Annotated in this window: 15 protein-coding genes, 1 tRNA gene and 1 pseudogene; 8 read left to right on the forward strand and 9 right to left on the reverse strand. The window is 57.6% G+C overall.

The features are described 5' to 3' along the window. Positions 1–15 precede the first annotated feature (15 nt). From NW830_RS00285 to NW830_RS00300, 4 genes are all read right to left on the reverse strand, one after another. The gene (locus NW830_RS00285) at positions 16–555 is read right to left on the reverse strand and encodes a hypothetical protein (RefSeq protein WP_414359994.1); all 540 of its coding nucleotides are present in this window, start codon (positions 553–555) and stop codon (positions 16–18) included. A 90-nt stretch (positions 556–645) separates the two neighbouring features. Beyond that, positions 646–927, reverse strand: coding sequence for a hypothetical protein (locus tag NW830_RS00290; protein WP_414332444.1), 282 nt, complete (start codon positions 925–927; stop codon positions 646–648). 52 nt (positions 928–979) lie between these two features. Further along, on the reverse strand, positions 980–1,663 hold the full coding sequence (locus NW830_RS00295; RefSeq protein ID WP_414359992.1) for a V4R domain-containing protein: 684 nt from the start codon (positions 1,661–1,663) through the stop codon (positions 980–982). A 69-nt stretch (positions 1,664–1,732) separates the two neighbouring features. Continuing rightward, positions 1,733–2,218, reverse strand: coding sequence for a 2Fe-2S iron-sulfur cluster-binding protein (locus tag NW830_RS00300; protein ID WP_414348783.1), 486 nt, complete (start codon positions 2,216–2,218; stop codon positions 1,733–1,735). A 445-nt stretch (positions 2,219–2,663) separates the two neighbouring features. On the opposite strand from NW830_RS00300, the gene NW830_RS00305 reads away from it, so the two are divergent. Beyond that, a complete protein-coding gene (locus NW830_RS00305) occupies positions 2,664–3,194 on the forward strand; it encodes a phycobilisome rod-core linker polypeptide (protein WP_414359990.1) in 531 nt (176 codons plus the stop codon). Here the strand turns inward: NW830_RS00305 and NW830_RS00310 are convergent. Next, entirely contained in the window at positions 3,191–4,195 is a 1,005-nt protein-coding gene (locus NW830_RS00310) for an ABC transporter substrate-binding protein (RefSeq protein ID WP_414359988.1), read from the reverse strand. The two genes, NW830_RS00305 and NW830_RS00310, sit on opposite strands and share 4 nt — an antisense overlap. Before the next feature lie 147 nt (positions 4,196–4,342). On the opposite strand from NW830_RS00310, the gene cobA reads away from it, so the two are divergent. From cobA to grxC, 4 genes are all read left to right on the forward strand, one after another. Further along, the gene (gene cobA / locus NW830_RS00315; RefSeq protein WP_414359985.1) at positions 4,343–5,842 is read left to right on the forward strand and encodes a uroporphyrinogen-III C-methyltransferase; all 1,500 of its coding nucleotides are present in this window, start codon (positions 4,343–4,345) and stop codon (positions 5,840–5,842) included. A gap of 36 nt (positions 5,843–5,878) precedes the next feature. Beyond that, positions 5,879–6,703, forward strand: coding sequence for a 1,4-dihydroxy-2-naphthoyl-CoA synthase (gene menB / locus NW830_RS00320; RefSeq protein WP_414359983.1), 825 nt, complete (start codon positions 5,879–5,881; stop codon positions 6,701–6,703). Positions 6,704–6,764: 61 nt separating this feature from the next. Further along, positions 6,765–9,563: a DNA polymerase I gene (gene polA, locus NW830_RS00325; RefSeq protein ID WP_414359980.1), complete on the forward strand. Its 2,799-nt coding sequence runs from the start codon at positions 6,765–6,767 to the stop codon at positions 9,561–9,563. 37 nt (positions 9,564–9,600) lie between these two features. After that, positions 9,601–9,861, forward strand: a complete 261-nt coding sequence (grxC, locus tag NW830_RS00330) for a glutaredoxin 3 (protein WP_414359978.1) — start codon at positions 9,601–9,603, stop codon at positions 9,859–9,861. A gap of 71 nt (positions 9,862–9,932) precedes the next feature. Here the strand turns inward: grxC and NW830_RS00335 are convergent, their stop codons facing one another. Next, the gene (locus tag NW830_RS00335) at positions 9,933–10,229 is read right to left on the reverse strand and encodes a DUF2470 domain-containing protein (protein ID WP_414359976.1); all 297 of its coding nucleotides are present in this window, start codon (positions 10,227–10,229) and stop codon (positions 9,933–9,935) included. 135 nt (positions 10,230–10,364) lie between these two features. Between NW830_RS00335 and NW830_RS00340 the strand changes: the two genes are divergently transcribed. Then, entirely contained in the window at positions 10,365–10,814 is a 450-nt protein-coding gene (locus tag NW830_RS00340; protein ID WP_414404511.1) for a DUF29 domain-containing protein, read from the forward strand. A gap of 25 nt (positions 10,815–10,839) precedes the next feature. Then, entirely contained in the window at positions 10,840–11,274 is a 435-nt protein-coding gene (locus NW830_RS00345; protein WP_414404512.1) for a DUF29 domain-containing protein, read from the forward strand. Positions 11,275–11,387: 113 nt separating this feature from the next. Here NW830_RS00345 and NW830_RS00350 read toward each other — a convergent pair. Further along, a tRNA-Met gene (locus tag NW830_RS00350) sits at positions 11,388–11,459 on the reverse strand. 130 nt (positions 11,460–11,589) lie between these two features. On the opposite strand from NW830_RS00350, the gene NW830_RS00355 reads away from it, so the two are divergent. Further along, complete coding sequence (locus NW830_RS00355; protein ID WP_414359972.1) at positions 11,590–12,144, forward strand: GDYXXLXY domain-containing protein; 555 nt, start codon at positions 11,590–11,592, stop codon at positions 12,142–12,144. Positions 12,145–12,181: 37 nt separating this feature from the next. On the opposite strand, the gene NW830_RS00360 is transcribed toward NW830_RS00355, so the two are convergent. Both NW830_RS00360 and NW830_RS00365 read right to left on the reverse strand, forming a co-directional pair. Next, positions 12,182–12,826 (reverse strand): Rho termination factor, encoded by a 645-nt coding sequence (locus NW830_RS00360; RefSeq protein ID WP_414359970.1) that lies wholly within the window; start codon positions 12,824–12,826, stop codon positions 12,182–12,184. Next, positions 12,819–14,152, reverse strand: a pseudogene (locus NW830_RS00365) (AAA family ATPase). Before NW830_RS00365 ends, NW830_RS00360 begins: the two are co-directional and overlap by 8 nt. Positions 14,153–14,156 lie beyond the last annotated feature (4 nt).

Raw genomic sequence — 14,156 nt, forward strand, 5'->3', positions numbered from 1 at the left:
AGAAGCCCCCTTGGTTTAGACGAACATGTGCATCAAGGTGAGCGCTTCTTCCGACGGAGCTGCAGTCTCGGTTTGAGGAGCAAATTCTGGCTCAAGCCGCTCTGGGGAAGGGGTGCAGACAGCCTGTAGCGCTTGCCAGTAGGGGGCAAGCAAACCCTGCTGATCCGCCGGCAGGGATCCCTGCACCACCGCCTGCAACTGCCGGAGCGCTTCCGGCAAACCCAGATACCGTTCCATCGCCCCACACCTCCATTGCCGCAGGGGCAGGGGATCCCCCAACAACAAGCTCAGGCCCAGGGAGCGCAAGCAAAAGGCCAGTTGCCGGGCCAAGAGACGCTGAGTGGGGGTGAGAGAGGATCCTGCCTCACCGCTGTACCCGTGCTGTTGCAGAACCTTCTCGATCCACGCCACCTCCTGCTGTTGCAAAACCTGGTAGAGATCCAGCCGCTCTGGAAAGGAGAGAGCGTAGCGGAGGAGATCCTGTAGATCGTCGGGCGTCAGGTAATCCCCTTCTCGATCGGCAATGCGCTCTGGCCAAGGGTGAAGGTCATTCATGGGTGAGGTCTCCTTAAAAAACCCGATTCAAAACCAGTCAAAAGATCGAGCGGCTCGAGGAAGCAAAACCCAAGTTGGGGCAAAGCAGGGCTAGAGCAAGGCTCCACCAAACAAAGCGGCAAAATCCTCAAGCGTAAAGGGATCCTCTGGCGGCAGCTCCGGCGGTGGCTCAGGGCGCGGGCGGACGCCCGACCAATTGCAGCCGGCAAAAAACTGCCCTACCGACTGGGCCAAGAACAGGGGGGAGTCCGACAGCGATTCTGGAGCGAAGGGAGCTTTGGCCAAGGGCCGGTTATCCCAGTTCAACCCCTGTAAAAACACCGCCAGCGGCTGGGTTAAGTCCAGATCGGTGTCTAGGTTGAGGGTGACCATGGGCGTTTCTCCAAAGTGGCGGGGGAAGGACTGCAAAAGCCACAGGCAGACCTCACAGTTGGTACAAACGCCGCTCGATCTCGCGGGCGCTGGCCCCTTCGCTCATCCAGAAATTGGCAGCATCGATGCGCTCTTGCCCGCCCAGCAAAAACTTGCAGTAGGTCTCCCCCATGGCGTAGCACTGGATCTCGATGCAAGCCAGCTCGCGGGAAGTCATAGCAGAGAAAAATCCGGCAAATAGCCCGGCGTAGAGGTGACAAACTGGCTTGCCCACATCGCCCAGGGTGCGGGCCACCAGCGAGTCAAACAGGTTGATGAATAGGAACCCTTTTTGTTTGGACTCGGTTTCCACCTCCCACTTGCCCCAGCCTTGCGCCGTAAAAGGCCACCACCAGGTCTCCAGCAAAAACAGAAGGTTGGACTGCTTGACCCCAATCCCGTACTCCCGCTCATACCACTGGGAAAAATGCTGGGCATCGCGCATGCCCCAGTCTCTGCCGATGGTGTACATCACCGCCGCAGAGGCATCGCCCACTTCCTGCTCTAGGCCCGCCTGCAGGCCGACAATAAAGTCTTCGCTAAGCAGCAGGTTTTGGGTGTTATTCCAGTCGATGATCGTGCCTTGCTCTCGGTTAAAGCGGAAGAAATCGCGGTAGCTGTAGTGGGCGTGCTTGTCGCGGCCCACCGGCATGGTGACTGCGGGACGGGGATCCGGTCGAGTGGTAACGCTGGCCATGGCTTTCTCCTCAACAAAACTGAGCCGTGATCCACTGCAGCAGGAACCCAAGCAGAGTGTTGGGATCCCTTAGGCCTCGCGGGTCTGGGCAAGGGTGCTGCCGATGATGCGGAAGTCTTCGTTTTCCAGTTGCTTGATCGTGGAACGGGTGATGATCTTGCCCTGCTCCACCAAAACGCGCCCTGTTCGGGGGTGCAGCAAGTCTTGTTCGGCCCGCCGACCGATGAGCACCTCGATATCCTTCAGCGAGTTCACGTACATCCCCGGCGGCAGCTCCACCACCACCCCATCGGCCACCACCCGTGCCTGACAGGCCAAGCGGGAATTGCTGCGGGCGCTGGTGATCGTCTCCAGGGTTTTGGCCTCGCGGGGGGTGATGGGGGTGAGGCTCTCCATCCCCTCCTTGACGTAGACATGACAGGTGGCGCAGAGGCCGCGGCCGTTACATTCCTTGGAGACATGGAGCTCCTCCGACAAAATGGCCGACAGCAGATTGCTGTAGGTATCCACCTCCGAGACACGGGATAGAGGATCTAGCCGGATCTGTTTCACCATAGGTGGGATCCGCAACTTCAAGGCAGACAAAAACTCTGCCGGCAGATACGCCCTGCCGCAAAAGCAATGCAAGCAGGAAATCAGTTCCTACTCATATTCTGGATCTTGACCAGGCTGGGGGAATCAAAACGTCACAATCTTTAACTACGGGTAAGTACGAAAAGTTTCTCCATGTAGAAAGCTGGAAAGTAGAGTCACGTAAACTCAAAAAAACTGGGGCCTTCTTGTAAATATTTATCGCAAGCTTCCCCAGTTCAACTTATCGACAAGATAAATCTTGAGTAGGACTTTTGCTCGATTGGCTTCCGGGTTGGCATTGACAATTTTTGGATCTGGTTAATGCCGACTGTAAAAGTGTATCGAGCAACTCCATCTTCATCGTTTCTTTAAGTTGACCTCTTGCCCAATCGGTTTTTGTCGGTCGCGTTGCTTGGGAGCTATCGCTATGGAACTACGCCAGCGGGATCCGCAAACGTTGCAAAACCTGTTGCGGGCCGCCTACCAACAGCTTTTGGAACGCCAGCCCTACCAGCACGAGAAGGCGGGAGAGCTGGAGAAAATCGAGCAGGACTTCCTGCGGGGTCGGATTGGGATCAAGCGCTTGGTTCGCCAAATTGGGGGATCCCGGCTCTACCGGCAGCTCTTTTTCAGTGCCGGCTGCAACACCCGCTGTGTGGAGCAGGGTTTTAAGCACTTTTTGGGACGGGCCCCGGCCAGCAAGGAGGAGGTGGCGGCCTATCACAACATTCTGGTGCGCCAGGGCTTTCAGGCCATGGTCAATGCCTTTATCGACTCGGAGGAGTACCGCCACAGCTTTGGCAACGACCAACTGCCCCACCCGCGGCAGCGGCTGAGCGGCCATCCGCCCCGGGCCTACCTGCTGACAGAGCAGATGCACCGGCGCCATGAGCTGGCGATGCAGGGATCCCCGCGGCTGCAGAGCTTGGCGGTGATGGAGGGAGGTGGGATCCCTTAGGCGATCGGGCTGGGGAGGAACTCAAGGGTGTAGGCCTGGCGGACATTCAGGCCAGCTTCGACAATTCCCAGGGCCACCATTTCCTGAAAATAGGTCTGCCAGCGCTGGTGGGTCATGGCGCCGATCCCCAGGGTGGCCGCGTCGCCGGCAGTGAGGAGGTCGTAGTCTTTTAGGGCTTGGTGGGCATAGGCCAGAAGGGCCTCGCTCATGTTGGGGTTGTCCTGGCGGATGAGGCGGTTGCCGGGGCGGGGATCCTCCAGGTAGCTCTGCCAGCCCTGGATAGAGGCGGCCACAAATTTTCGCACCTCCTCCGGGTGCTGTTCGGCAAAGGGGCGGGTAGTCTCCAGCGTGGTGGCATAAGGGGAATAGCCGTAGTCGGCCAGCAGGAAGACAACCGGATCAAAGCCGCCCTCCTGGCGCACGCGGAAGGGCTCGGAGGTGACATAGCCCTGCTGGGCAGAGTGTTTGTCCAGCAGGAAGGGGGTGAGGCTGAGGTTGTAGGGGCGCTTTTGCTCGTCGGTAAAGCCAAACTTGGCCCGCAAGAAAGGCCAGTAGGTAAGGTTGGCTCCCGGAGAGACCCAGATGGGCTTGCCCCGCAAGTCCTCCAGGCGCTCGATGCCCACGCCCGGATGGGCCAAAAGACACTGGGGATCCTTCTGGAAAAAGGCGGCCACGGTGAGCACGGGGATCCCTGACTGCAGAGCCGCTAGGGCGTCGGAGCTGCCGCCGAGGACAAAGTCCGCCGCTCCTCCGGCCAGCAGTTGCAGCACGTTAACCGCCGTTCCCCCCATGCGGATTTCCACCTGCAGGCCGTAGTCGGCGTAGATGCCCAGGGCCAGGGCCTGGTAAAAGCCGCCGTGTTCTGCCTGGGCGTACCAGTTGGTGACTAAGCGCAGGGGCCGGGATCTGGAGCGGCGGGATCCCGCTGCCGCTGCCACTAGAGCAGCTCCACTGGCCAAAAAGCGCCGTCGGGGCCAGAGCTCTGCAGTCACACTAGCCATGGGCAGGGATCCTCAGACTGCAACGCTTTCAGTATCTCGCAAGCAGGCGGTTTTTGCCTCAGCTTGGAGGAAGAGTTGCCAAGCAGGCGGGATCCCGCTTTTGCGGCAGGATCAACAGGTAGAGGGCAAGAGAAGAGGTGCGGCCTCATGGGCAAGGTGTATCTGGTGGGGGCGGGGCTGGGCGGGCGGGCCGGCCTGACGCAAGGGGCGCTGGAGATCCTGCGGCGGGCGGAGGCCGTTTGGGTGGACGAGCTGGTGGACGCGCGCTTGTTGGCGGAGTTGCCCCCCCAGGCACAGGTGTGGCGACGTTCCGAAGCAGCAAGTTTGCAGGAGGGCATCCGCTGGCTTATCCAGCGCTGCCGGGAAGGGAAGCAGGTGGTTCACCTCAAGGCGGGGGATCCCTTGATCTTTGGCCGTGCCCGCGAGGAGGTGCAGGCCCTGCGGGAGGCGGGCTGCCCGTTTGAGATCTGGCCAGGCTTGTCGTCGGCCCTGGCCGGCCCTTTGTGGGCAGGGATCCCTCTGACCGATAAGCACTTGAGCCGCACCTTTGCCGTGCTGACCGCCCACGAGCTGGAGGCCCTGCCCTGGGGCGCTCTGGCCCAGTTGGATACGTTGGTGATCTTGATGGGATCCCGGCAGCGGCAGCAGATTGCGGCCCAGTTGGTGGCAGCTGGGATCCCACCGGAGCGCGCCGCCGCCGTGATCTGGGGGGCAGGGCAGGCGGAGCAGCAGGTTTGGGTGGGCACCCTGGCAGAGCTGCAAGAGGGGGAAGGGTTGGAGCCGGAAAAGCTGCCTGGCCTGCTGCTGGTGGGCGAGGTGGTGCGGCTGCGGCAGGAGTTTTTGCCGGGGATCCCACCGTTACCGCCACCGGCTCCTTTGGCAGGCAAAACGGTGCTGGTCACCCGGGCTGAGGGGCAGTCGCCAGCTTTGCGCGAGCTGCTGCAGACTCAGGGGGCGCGGGTGCTGGAAATGCCCGCCCTGGTCATCCAGCCGCCTACAAGCTGGGATCCCTTGGATACAGCCATTGCCGACCTGGAGAAATTCGATTGGCTGCTCCTGACTTCGGCCAACGGCGTGCAGGCTTTTTTCGAGCGGTTGCAGCAGCAGGGGCGAGATAGCCGGGCTCTTTACTCTCTGAAAGTGGCAGTGGTGGGATCCAAAACGGCGGCGGTACTGGCCCAGTACGGCATCCGCCCAGATTTGCTGCCCTCTGAGTTTGTGGCCGAAGCCCTGCTGCCTATTTGGCCGGAGCCAGTGCAGGGGCAGCGCATCCTCTTTCCCCGCGTCGAATCCGGAGGACGGGAGGAGCTGGTGCAGGGGCTGCGGCAACGCGGAGCCGAGGTGGTGGAGGTGGCGGCCTACCAGTCGGCCTGTCCGGCAGCGGCGGATCCCCAGGTGGTGGCTGCCCTCAAGGAGCGCCAGGTGGATATCCTCACCTTTGCCAGCTCCAAAACCGTGCAGCATTTTGCCCATCTCCTCCACCAGGCCGGCCTGGGCCCTGAAGTCTGGGATCCGCCGGTGCAGATTGCGGCCATCGGCCCCAAAACGGCGGCAACCTGCAGGCAGATCTTGGGGCGGGTAGATGTGGTGGCCCAGGAGTACACCCTGGAAGGGCTGGTGGGATCCCTCCTGCAGACTGTCCCCTAGCGGGATAATGGGAGGTCAGTTGGAACGCTAGACACCATGTGGCAGACGGCCAAGCTCTACGAAGACATCCTCTACGAGAAGACCGACGGCATTGCCAAGATCACCATCAACCGCCCCCACAAGCGCAACGCCTTCCGCCCCAAGACGGTTGCCGAGATGATCGATGCCTTTCTGGATGCGCGGGAGGATCCCAATATTGGAGTCGTGCTCCTGACGGGCGCCGGGCCGCATACGGATGGAAAATATGCCTTCTGTGCTGGGGGCGACCAGAGCGTGCGCGGAGAGGCCGGCTACCTAGACGAGGCAGGCGTTCCCCGCCTCAATGTCCTGGATCTGCAGCGCATCATCCGCTCCCTCCCCAAAGTGGTGATTGCGCTGGTGGCCGGCTACGCCATTGGCGGGGGCCATGTTTTGCATCTCATCTGCGATCTAACCATTGCCGCCGACAACGCCATCTTTGGCCAAACCGGGCCGCGGGTGGGCAGCTTTGACGGCGGCTTTGGGGCCAGCTACTTGGCGCGGGTGGTGGGGCAAAAAAAGGCGCGCGAAATCTGGTTCCTCTGCCGCCAGTACACAGCCGCGCAGGCGCTGGAAATGGGCCTGGTCAATGCGGTGGTGCCCGTGGAGGAACTGGAGGCAGAAGGGATCCGCTGGGCGCGGGAGATCCTCCAGCACAGTCCCCTGGCCATCCGCTGCCTCAAGGCCGCCTTCAACGCCGACTGCGACGGCCAGATGGGGCTGCAGGAGCTAGCCGGGGACGCGACGCTGCTGTACTACATGACCGAGGAAGCTGCCGAAGGCAAACGCGCCTTCTTGGAGAAGCGCCCTCCTAACTTTCGCCAGTTTCCCTGGCGGCCCTAGGGAGCGGCTCCCTGTCCAGGTCGGGATCCCTTAGGCTGGACTTAGTTCCTGGTCTAAGCCGATGGCTGCACCCACTCCGACGCTGCTCTTGGTCGATGGTCACTCCTTGGCCTACCGCGCTTTTTACGCCTTTGCCCACAGTCGCGAGGGGGGCTTGCGCACCTCCACCGGGATCCCGACGAGTGTTAGCTTTGGCTTTTTGAAATCGCTGCTGGAGGTCCTGGAGAAGTACCCCCCCACCCATGTAGCTGTTGCCTTTGATACCCGGCAGCCCACCTTTCGCCACGAGGCTGATGAAACCTACAAAGCAGGCCGCCCGGAAACGCCGCCGGAGTTTCTTGAAGATGTGGAGAACCTCCAGCAGGTGTTGGCGGCGCTGCGCATTCCCATTTTGGCAGTGCCCGGCTTTGAGGCCGACGATATTCTGGGGACTCTCTGTAGGCTTGTTCCCCAAAAGTATCGAGTGCAGATCTTAAGCGGTGACCAGGACCTGTTTCAATTGATTGACCGCGAGGGAAGAATTAGGGTTTTGCACCTCAACAGCAAAGATCGCGTCAGCGAATTTGGCCCCCAAGAGGTCAAAGAGAAATTGGGCATCTGGCCTTGGCAAGTGGTCGACTACAAAGCCCTCTGTGGTGACCCCTCCGACAACATTCCCGGCGTCAAGGGGATTGGCCCCAAGCGAGCGGCAGAGCTCTTGCAGCGCTATGGCAGCTTGGAGGAGATTTTCAACCATTTGGAGGAGATCCCTGGCAAAGTCCAGCAGTACCTTAGGGAAGGGATCACGGCGGCCCGGCACTCCCAATTTCTGGCTCGGATTCACTGCGACGTCCCCCTTGTGCCTGACTGGGAGGGCATGAGGTTGACCGGCTTTGACCCAGAGGAAGTGCTGCCGCTGCTGGAGAAACTAGAGTTTCGCAGTTTCATTACTCAAGTGCGGAAACTCCAGGCTACTTTGGGCGGGATCCCCCCTCAGGCCTCTCAAGCAAGAACAGCTTCCCCAGAAGCTGCAAGGGATGGCTCTGCCTACGACGAGGCCCTTTGGTTTGATTTTGCCGCTGCTCCCGCCCCTTCTCTGCCGGCAGTGCGCATTGTGGATACCCCAGAGCAATTGGAGCTGTTGCGGCAAGAGCTGTTGGCCTGTTCTGGGATCGTAGCCTGGGATACGGAAACCACGAGTTTGGATCCCCGCGACGCCCAACTGGTGGGAATTGGCTGCTGTTGGTCAGAGGGGGATGTGGCCTATTTGCCCATTGGTCACCGCCAGGGATCCAACCTGGACTGGAACCTAGTTAAGCAGAGCCTAAAGCCTATTTGGGAGGATCCCAATCGGCCCAAAAGCCTGCAAAATTGCAAGTATGATCTCAGTATTTTTCGCGCCCATGGCATCCGCCTACAAGGGATCCAATTTGATCCCATGCTGGCCAGCTACGTTCTCAACCCAGAGGCCAGCCACAACTTGGCCGACTTGGCAGCTAGCTATTTAAATTTGCCCACTACCAGCTACGAAAAGTTGCTGGGCAAAGCAAAGTCCATTGCCGATCTGCCCATTGCCAAAGTGGCAGAATATTGCGGCACCGATGCCTATTGCGCCTATCGCTTGGTGCCTATCCTCACCGAGAAGCTGCAACAGACTGACCCACGCCTCTGGAATCTTTTTATCCAGGTGGAGTTGCCCTTGGCTCATGTTTTGGAAGAAATGGAGTGGGTCGGCATCCGTATCGACACTGAGTTTCTCCAGCAGTTTTCTCAGGAGCTGGAAAAAGAGCTACAAAGCCTGGAGCAAAAGGCCTATGCCCAAGTGGGGGAGGTCTTTAACCTCAACTCTCCCAAACAGCTGGCATCCCTACTCTTTGAAAAGCTCAAGCTAGATGTCCGAAAAACTCGCAAGACAGCCACCGGATACTCCACCGACGCTTCTGTTTTAGAGAAGCTGGAAGGGGATCACCCAGTTATTGAAACTATTCTCCAGTACCGCACCCTGGCCAAGCTCAAATCCACCTATGTGGATGCGCTGCCAGCTCTGGTAAGACGCGATACAGGCAGGGTGCACACCAACTTTAACCAGACCGTTACTGCCACTGGCCGGCTCAGCTCCTCCAACCCCAATTTGCAAAATATCCCCATCCGCAGCGAGTTTAGCCGCCGCATTCGCCAGGCCTTCATTCCCCAGGAGGGATGGCTGTTGGCCTCGGCTGACTACTCACAAATTGAGCTGCGCATCCTGGCCCACCTCAGCCAAGAGCCAACCCTCCTTGAGTGCTTTCGCTCCGGGGAAGATGTGCATACCCTAACCGCTCGCTTGCTCTTTGAAAAGCAAGAGGTAACCAGTGAGGAACGCCGCCTTGCCAAGACGATTAACTATGGCGTGATCTATGGCATGGGAGCCCAGCGTTTTGCCCGCACGGCAGGAGTATCGCTGGTAGAAGCTAAGCGGTTCTTGCAGCGATTTAATGAGCGCTATGCTGGCGTTTTTGCCTATCTCCGCGCCACCGAAGCCTTTGTGGAAGAACACGGCTATGTGGAAACCATCCTGGGTCGCCGCCGCTATTTCCCCAATTTGTCTCAGCTATCGGGCCACCGCAAACAAGCCGAGCTACGAGCTGCTGTGAATGCCCCCATTCAGGGATCCGCTTCAGACATTATCAAAGTAGCTATGGTGCGCCTGCAGGAAAAGCTCCAGAACTTTCGTTCGCGTTTACTGTTGCAGGTTCACGACGAGCTAGTATTTGAAGTAGAGCCCTCAGAATGGCAGGACTTACAGCCCCTCATTCAAAGAGAAATGGAAGGGGCGGTGCCCCTCTCCATACCGCTGGTGGTGGATATTCAAATTGGCCACAACTGGAAGGAGGCCAACTAAGAATGTTAAGCTATGTGAAAGCGTTCGTTATCTCCCTATGGCTGTTGAGATCTACACCTGGCGTTTTTGCCCTTTTTGCATTCGCGCCAAGCAACTGCTAGACCGCAAGGGAGTCAAGTACATCGAATACGCCATTGATGGGGATGAGGCGGCGCGAGCGGAGATGGCTAAGCGGGCCAACGGGCGCCGTTCGGTGCCCCAGATTTTCATCAACAACCAGCACATCGGCGGCTGCGACGACCTCTATGCCCTTGAGGCCCAGGGCAAGTTGGATCTGCTCCTGCAGCAAGCTCACTAGAGCCGTCTCTTGCCGGCCTCGGCTGGCTAGCTGGTGCTGGGGTCTTCTCCTTTTTTGCTGCCAGGCCCAGATTAGCTACTGGCTTGCCGGAGGCGAGCACGGGCCTGTTTCAGCATGGCAATCAGGGTGTGGTGGGCATCTTCAGAATCTTTGAGAGGGTGATCAAAGGGAATGCGCAGGGTTCGTAGGGCCCCGTCTACCTCTACCTGCAGGTCCATCCCTTCTGAGTCAATGGCCTGCATGCGAGCCTGAGTCACCCCTTCCACTTGGCCGAAGACTTTGGCATAGAGCGCCAGGGCATCGGCGTGGTCTTCGTTCATGTGCTTGCAGATGCGCTCGCTAACCTGAGGGGTGAGAGGGTCGGCCATAGAGTTGCAAAAGGGATGTCCAGATTTTAGTCTAGCGGACTCTTGGCTCAAGCGGCAGTTAAAGGCAGGCCAGCTCCCCCGCGCCCAGCCACTTGTAGAGCCAGTAGGATTGGTTGATACCCGGGCAGCGCCCAGATGGGGGTAGACATGCAGCTTTACGAGCGCGACTTCTATGCCTGGACCCAGGAGCAGGCGACGCTGCTACGAGCGGGCCGGCTGGAGCAGCTAGATACTGGGCATTTGGCGGAGGAAATCGAGGCTTTGGGCAGGCAAGAGCGCCGCGAATTGGTCAATCGCTTGGGGATCCTGCTGGGGCACCTCCTCAAATGGCAGTTCCAGCCCCAGCTTCGCGGCAAAAGTTGGCAAGCCACGATCATCGAACAGCGGCAGGATATCCAGGAGCTCATTGCGGAGAGCCCTAGCCTCAAAGCTTACCTAACTGAAGCGATGGAAAAGGCCTATCGAAAAGGACTGCTCCTGGTGGTGAGAGAAACGCCTCTTTCTCTGCAGGATCTGCCTGACCGGTGCCCCTGCCCCTACACTTTTGAGCAGGCGATGGATCCCAACTTTTACCCTGAAGAATAACTGCCAGATTGCGCCGGGAGTGAGTATGCAGCTTTACGAGCGCGACTTTTATGCCTGGACTCAGGAGCAGGCAGCGCTGCTGCGGGCAGGACAGTTGCAGCAGTTGGATACTGTCCATCTAGCAGAGGAAATCGAGGCTTTGGGCAGGCAAGAGCGCCGCGAATTGGTCAATCGCTTGGGGATCCTGCTGGGGCACCTCCTCAAATGGCAGTTCCAGCCCCAGCTTCGCGGCAAAAGTTGGCGGGCAACTATTAGCGAACAACGTCGCCAAATCCAGCGATTGCTCAAAGAGAGTCCCAGCCTCAAGCCTGAGCTTTTGGTAGCTCTGCCAGAGGCTTACCAAGACGGGATCCTGTTGGTGGTGAAAGAAACGCCGCTCTCGGAAGAGGAGCTGCCCGCCGAGTGTCCCTACACCCTTGAGCAGGTGCTAGATCTCGGCTTTTATCCGGGATCGGGATAGCTCAAGGGGCTTGGCTCGCCCTTGGAAATGCCGCCTCTTGCAACCTGAGAGCGAAAGCTGGGGCTCCAGCTCAACCTGGCCTCCAAAGGCTGCAACCAAAGCCTTGCTAGAGATGGCTCAGGCGTGATTTGAACACGCGACCCAGGGCTTATGAGTCCCCCGCTCTACCGCTGAGCTACTGAGCCGAGAAGACACTTAACTAGGATAGCATCTTTATGGCTGGGAAGTCTGCCCTGAAAGAGGATCCCCACAGGCATAACTTCCTCCACAGCTTGGGGTAACTTGTTCCAGCAAGCCACCTAGAACCGTGCTGTAATGAAGACGCCCTCTCCTCGGCCTCTCAAGGGATCCCTCTTCTGGTTGGCCCTATTGCTGCAGGTAAGCCTGGTTGCGCTGGTGCCGACCCGGAAGGCGCTTACCCTTGCCACGGGAACCCCCATCTACTTGCAAATTGCTCCTCGGGATCCCTACGACCCCTTGCGGGGCCGCTACGTAACCTTGAGCTATGCCGTTGCCCAACTTTCCACTCTGAAGAAACTGCCCGGCTGGTCCCCTGAGCTCCGTAAGCCAGGGATCCTCTACCTGCGCTTGGCCCCTCCTGCCGGGGATCCTGCTCAACCTTGGCAGGCCGTTGGCATCAGTCGCGACCGACCCAGGGATCTGCGGCCTGGGGAAGTTGTCCTGCAGGGTTGGTTCGATGGGTGGCAGCTCAGGTTTGGGATCGAAGAGTTTTTCCTTCCAGAAGCGCTGGGAGAGGTTCTGGAAGAAGCAATCCGCCACCGCCCAGAAACCCTGCGGGCAGAGGTGAAGGTGGATCCCTGGGGCAAAGCAGCTCTGGTGGGTCTTTGGGCGGGGGAACGGCGGTACTAAAGGCCGGCCTTGTTCTGCAGTGGGGGGAGGATCCCTTTTAGCCCTCTTTCTTTTTCCGCGAGCGACTTGAGCTTGTTTTCTTGACGCTGGCGGATGTCGTGGTTTTTTTAGACGATTTCTTCTTACTAGGAGGTGGTGCTGTAGGAGCTAGGAAAAATACCTCCTTCAGAGCATCCAACTTTTTGCCTCGCGTAATTCTGCATCCTAGCTTGGTTATGGGAGTTAGATCCTGCCACCAGCTCCTATCCGCCTCCGCAATTCGCGCGGCTGCAGTGGTTACATCAACTCCCTTAAGCGGAGTGCCGGGCTGCTCAGCCAGGTATCTCAGCGCAGCCAAGATAGTTTCCCTAGAAGCCTCAGTCAGATTGACCTTCGGAATCCTTTCTCTGGCGAGAACTTGGGCCTGCTCCACCTGCTCCGGAGCTGGGTCAACAATGATACACCACAGCCTCTCCAGCCCTGCTTCTTGAGCAACTGCATAGACAAAATGGTTGCCAACAGCCTTGTACTGGTAGTCGCCAGCTTCAACCACTAGCAGCGGCACCCAGTTGCGCCCTCCTGTTGCCCTTAACTGAGCGGCTGCTGCAGTAACCAGGAAAGAGGGAGCAGAAAACCCCTCGGCAGGCATGATGCTCTCAAGGGGTAAGTTAACCAGCTTGCCGAGATCGGAGAACTCACTCATCGATAAAGTACTCGCCGGCGAGACTTTGGTAGTATTCTAAAATCCTTTTGTCCCTAAAAACAGCAGGAATTCGAGCGAAAGTGGCAGAAGATATCAGTGCATAGTCGGGTATAATGCATTTGTCTTCATTGCCCTTTTTAAGGAGCAGTCGGAAATACGGGGTTAAGTCCATATCTTTCTCTTGCTTAATAAGCTTTTGTATTTCTTCGTTTGCCAGTTTGGTAGCGTTTTGATTTTTCGAGGAGACGCCATTAAAAAAGATAGGCAAAGCGATAGGGCCTCCGTCATGTCGTGATTTAACAGTTTCTGGAATGAATTTGGTAATTACTCTAACAGCATTATTTAAAGAAGACAGATCGTCAGGTCGGGTAGGTATCAAAATAACGTCGGCAGCAAAAAGCCCACTTTGGCTGAAGTAAAGCCACTGAGTTGGGCAGTCGATTAGGATGTAGTCATACTCATGACGAAGGGGGGCAAGCAGATCCCGAAGGCGCCTGGTTCCTTTCTGGATATAGGCTGCAGCGTCACTGTTGGTCAGTGTCTCCAGCTCAGGGTCTCTTGGGATGAGGTTGAAGACGGGAACTATTCCCTTAGGTGTCTTGAGCCTATATGTCTGAACAATCGTGTGGACGTCTATCCTGGGATCCTTTAAACACTGCGTTAGTGTAACTTTTCCAGGAGTAGCTCCCAAGCTTCTTGTCAAATCTCCTTGGGAATCAAAGTCAACAGCTAAGACTTTTTCCCTTTATATGCTAATGCTCCTGCAAGGTTAATAACCGTTGTTGTTTTGCCCACACCGCCTTTATTGTTGTACACACATATGGTCAAAGCACGCTCGTAGTTTTCTATCTTGTTTCGTAAATCATGCACGATATTCTCAATGTTATCCAGGTCGATAGCAAGGTTTGCTGTAACAGGGTGAACAACCTTCCCGTGCCTCCTCCAGAGCTGGATGTAATTTGCATTGGTGATTATTCCCCACTTTGCTGATTTGCTATGCTCTCCAAGCAAGTACCTTTTTATTTGATCTACTGCATCTCTATAGGCAGCGAATCCCTCACTAAGATTGACTGTCCTGGACTTAACTTCCAAGAGAAGGTATGGTTTTTTCCTAGAGTTGAAGAAGATGTCTGTATGTTGTGTGTTTTTTCTAGCCGCAAAGTCTACTTCTCCGCACCCTGTTTCAAACTCAGGCCTAATCTCCAGGTCTCCAAAGCCTAGCTCATGGAGCAAGGGGATAGCGAAATGTTGGACAATGACTTGCTCCTTGCCCTCGGTGGGGGATATCCTCTCAAGCTTCTCTCGGAGGGGGATAGCACTGGTCATAGAC

This window comes from Synechococcus sp. OH30, assembly GCF_047462175.1.
Lineage (GTDB): Bacteria > Cyanobacteriota > Cyanobacteriia > Thermostichales > Thermostichaceae > Thermostichus.